The sequence below is a fragment of the Holospora obtusa F1 genome (assembly GCF_000469665.2).
Classification (GTDB): domain Bacteria; phylum Pseudomonadota; class Alphaproteobacteria; order Holosporales; family Holosporaceae; genus Holospora; species Holospora obtusa.
The window spans coordinates 1-3,521 of record NZ_AWTR02000035.1 but is presented as its reverse complement, the minus strand read 5'-3'; the positions used below and the strand labels follow the sequence as shown (position 1 = coordinate 3,521).

The window sequence follows — 3,521 nt, the reverse complement described above, 5'->3', positions numbered from 1 at the left end:
GCGCACAGATCATATAGGAAAGCTTCGCGCGCCAGGCAAGCCTCTTTCAACAGCTCCTGGGGCAAAAAGGGATGAGGGAGCGTAGTGCGCAGCTCAGCACATCGATCCGCCAGCCGCAGACGCGCCTGATCAAGAAGTTGCCAGCCTTCAAGCACCTGAAGCTCGGCGCGGTCAAACCAATGTTGGTGTGTGAGCGCTGCCAAAGGCGCGGGAAAGGAAAGCTCGTGCCCCATGATCTGCCTATAGACCTGAGCCATGTCACACGCCTGCTTTTGCTGTAGCGCATCGTGCTGGCATAAGCGCTCCTTTTTCGCAAGAGCCCAGATCATGAGCTGTTGCATGCTGGCCATATGCTCGTCAAACACCTGAGCGCTCATCAGCTGAACTGTGCCAAACATCCGTGCCTGACCTTTCAGCGCATACAAAAGCTCTTCGTGATGTTCTGCTATGGAGCGGTGCCAAACCTGCTCGCGTGCATCAAATTTACTAGAGAAAGGGGCTGCCTTGTGATAGGCGTTGATTACGTGAGAAGGCCGGGGAAAAGAAAAAAACGGAGAAAAGCCCCCATAGGGTAGCATAGACTCGAGGAAAGCAGAATCTGGCAGCATAGGCTCGGGAAAAGGAGAGATGCTTCTGGGCCGAGGCAAGAAAAAGAACGGAAAGAAGCCTCCAGCGGATAGCTCTTCGATCTTTTTGAGATCACTCATCGCCGGATTAGAGTGTGTCGGGCTGGGTGCATCAATATCATCCCGCTTAAGTCCTTTCGCCGAACCTTGAACCGCCGGATTAGAGCGTGCTGGCACCGAGTCTGTAGACACTCTCCCCTCTTTTAACTGCTCGCCTAAAGATAAAACATACTGAACAAGGGCATCCTCCTCAAGCCCTTTTTTAAATTTTGGCACATAAAGATCACTGTGTGTACATAAATATTTCCGACGAGCCCCCTGGGGACCGTTCAAAGCCCAAGAACCAGAAGCTAATTTTTGTGAGCCCAAAGCCCCAAGATACGGCACAAAATATCGCCCATTTCCTAGATTTTCTATGGTATTGACGAAAAGCGCTCCCCCCAATACCGTTTCTGGCATCAAGACTTGTTTTCCCCAAAACACAGCTTTAGATTCTCCAAATAATGTCCCAGGGACCGCTCTTAATCCGCTTCTTTGCGCATTTCCAGTACTGGGTAATACTGCAATGCTTTGCCCTGAAATCGAAATCTTTCGCTGGTCAATTAAACCATGAAGCGCAAGAAATCCTCCTATATTTTGAATGCGCCCGCTTCCTTGCACTGTATGCACGTCTGCGAAAGCAGGAGGCGTGATCACCAACGCTCCTGAAGTGCTTTCCCACCATTCTTGATTTCCACCATGATCTACTCCCGACCCCCTGACCCACTTCAACGCAGCAGAAACTGTGCAAGGTCCGGTCACGAATGTCCCAGAAGCAAGCTGTAAACACTCTATTTCTGTTGTTCCGGCGGCATGTAATGTCCCAGAAACGCTGAGATGGCGCACCACAAGTCCGTCTCCCACAAATCCATACGCTCCATGAAACGTCAAACGATCTATGCAACTCGTTTTAAAAAATCCAAAATTGGGAAGGCAAGAAAGATTAGAAAGCCCCGAAAACAGAAGATTCCCCCCTGTCAATATCGCCAAATGCGTTGCTCGAATATGCCCATAACACCGAACCTGCCCCAACACTGACCAAGAATCCCAAGATTCATTTGTAATATCTACTACTTGTTGTCCCCAATCTACGCGCCCACTCCATTGATGCCATGTATCTAGTTGCAATTTCGCATCTTGACAGACCATTTTTCCCATATGTAATAAACGTTTTCCCTGAAATTCCACGCTTTGTGCACACACATCGCCTACAATTAAGAGTTCGTCAAAATTTTTGAATACGATGTTCGTTGCTGTGGAAGGCGCTAATACAATACCTTTTTTTAAATTTCCCGATGCTCCCCACACGACTTCTCCGCCAATATCTGGAGCCCAACTTTGAATCCATACTCTATTTCCTTGAATAAAGTTAGAAAAATGTCGTTTTCCTGCTGCATCCATCCAATCTGCATCCTGAAGGCGATGCTCTGCTGTCTTTATCCGGTCTGCATCCTGATGCTCTGCTGTCTTTATCCGGTCTGCATCCTGAGGGCGCGCTTCCACCCTATTCATCCAGTCAAGAATGGCAGAATCGGGACTTTGGATCCCCTGATCAGGCGCCACCAAACTACCTACACATCCCCCCATTATCCAGCGTCCTGAAAAAAGATTTGCACTAGATCCTGTGATGTTTCTTTGTAAAACTGTTCCCCCTACAAAAGTCCAAGACTGCCAATTTCCAAAACCAAAACCAAAATTAGGACAAGACACATCAAGCTTGACAGGCAACACTCCAGAGTTGCCTAGATACACCATTCCTCCTTGGTTGCTTATCACTCCTGTACCTTGGATATCCTTGATGTAAGCGGCGCCAGGATTCGTTATCGGAAACTTCCCTTGAAGACACTCCAAAGTCAATCCTTCAACACATACACTGGCTTGATCTAATACCACATGCTGTGCATCCAATCCTCCACTGAGTTTGAGAACACTGTTTGAAAGAGAAAGATTTTGAACCTGCAGCTCTCCACACAACCACACCCGAGCACACTCTTTTAGCTCCAACGCCCCAACACTCCATCCTTGGCTAAGATCACTTTTCCATGTAGATAACCTAAAACCTGAAGGCAGAGAACTTCTCCCCCCTATTGGATACGTAGCAGTCAACGTTAAAGGAAATACTCCGTATTGATGCGCCAAGAGCAAGCTTGGATCCTGATTCTGCCAAGACCAGCTTAACCCACCACTACCTTGATATACCTGTTGCGCTCCCGATCCAATCCACGCATTTAACACCTCTATGTTCACGTTTTTAGACACAAGTTTATGCTTACTTACCAAAGTTTTTGCCTGCACACGAATATCCAATGCGTTTAAAATAGGACTATCTAATATGATCGTTTCAGCATTTTGCACCTCTAACGTTTCCACATCCTGAAGTCCGGTTAAAATTCCACTTCCTCCCTTAAAAATAACATGCGTTTGTCCTTTAAAATCATAACTCTCAAGCACAGGAAGAGAAGGCAAAGGCGTTCCTGTAATTTGTACGGTGCGTTTTTGTAAAGTTTTGGCAGAAAGACGCTTTCCTATCCCGTAACTCGAGCATGTCCCCAGCATCAAAACAATATTAACACGTACTAAAAAAGATAAAATTTTAATCACTATACATATATATTCTGATTCACACGATTTTTAATATATTCTAAACATCGCTAAAAATTTTTAGAGTTTGTAATCAAAATTCATATTTTTTTTATGTGTGTTTTAGAAGCATCTATAAAAATTTAAATTAAATCACTGATGTTACGCAGCAATAGTTGATTTTTGCTTGAAATAATCATATTTTTCGTCTGTAAGTTTTTAAGGACAAAAAATGAAACTGGATCTTCTTGATATTTATAGCGACTATTTGATAAG

General features: G+C 45.3%; 1 protein-coding gene. It reads right to left on the bottom strand.

Features of this window, described 5'->3' with window-relative positions; translation table 11 throughout:
• The coding region (locus tag P618_RS01390) for a hypothetical protein (protein ID WP_040458195.1) at window positions 1-3,266 on the bottom strand (3,266 nt) is incomplete at its 3' end.
• Window positions 3,267-3,521: the final 255 nt, after the last annotated feature.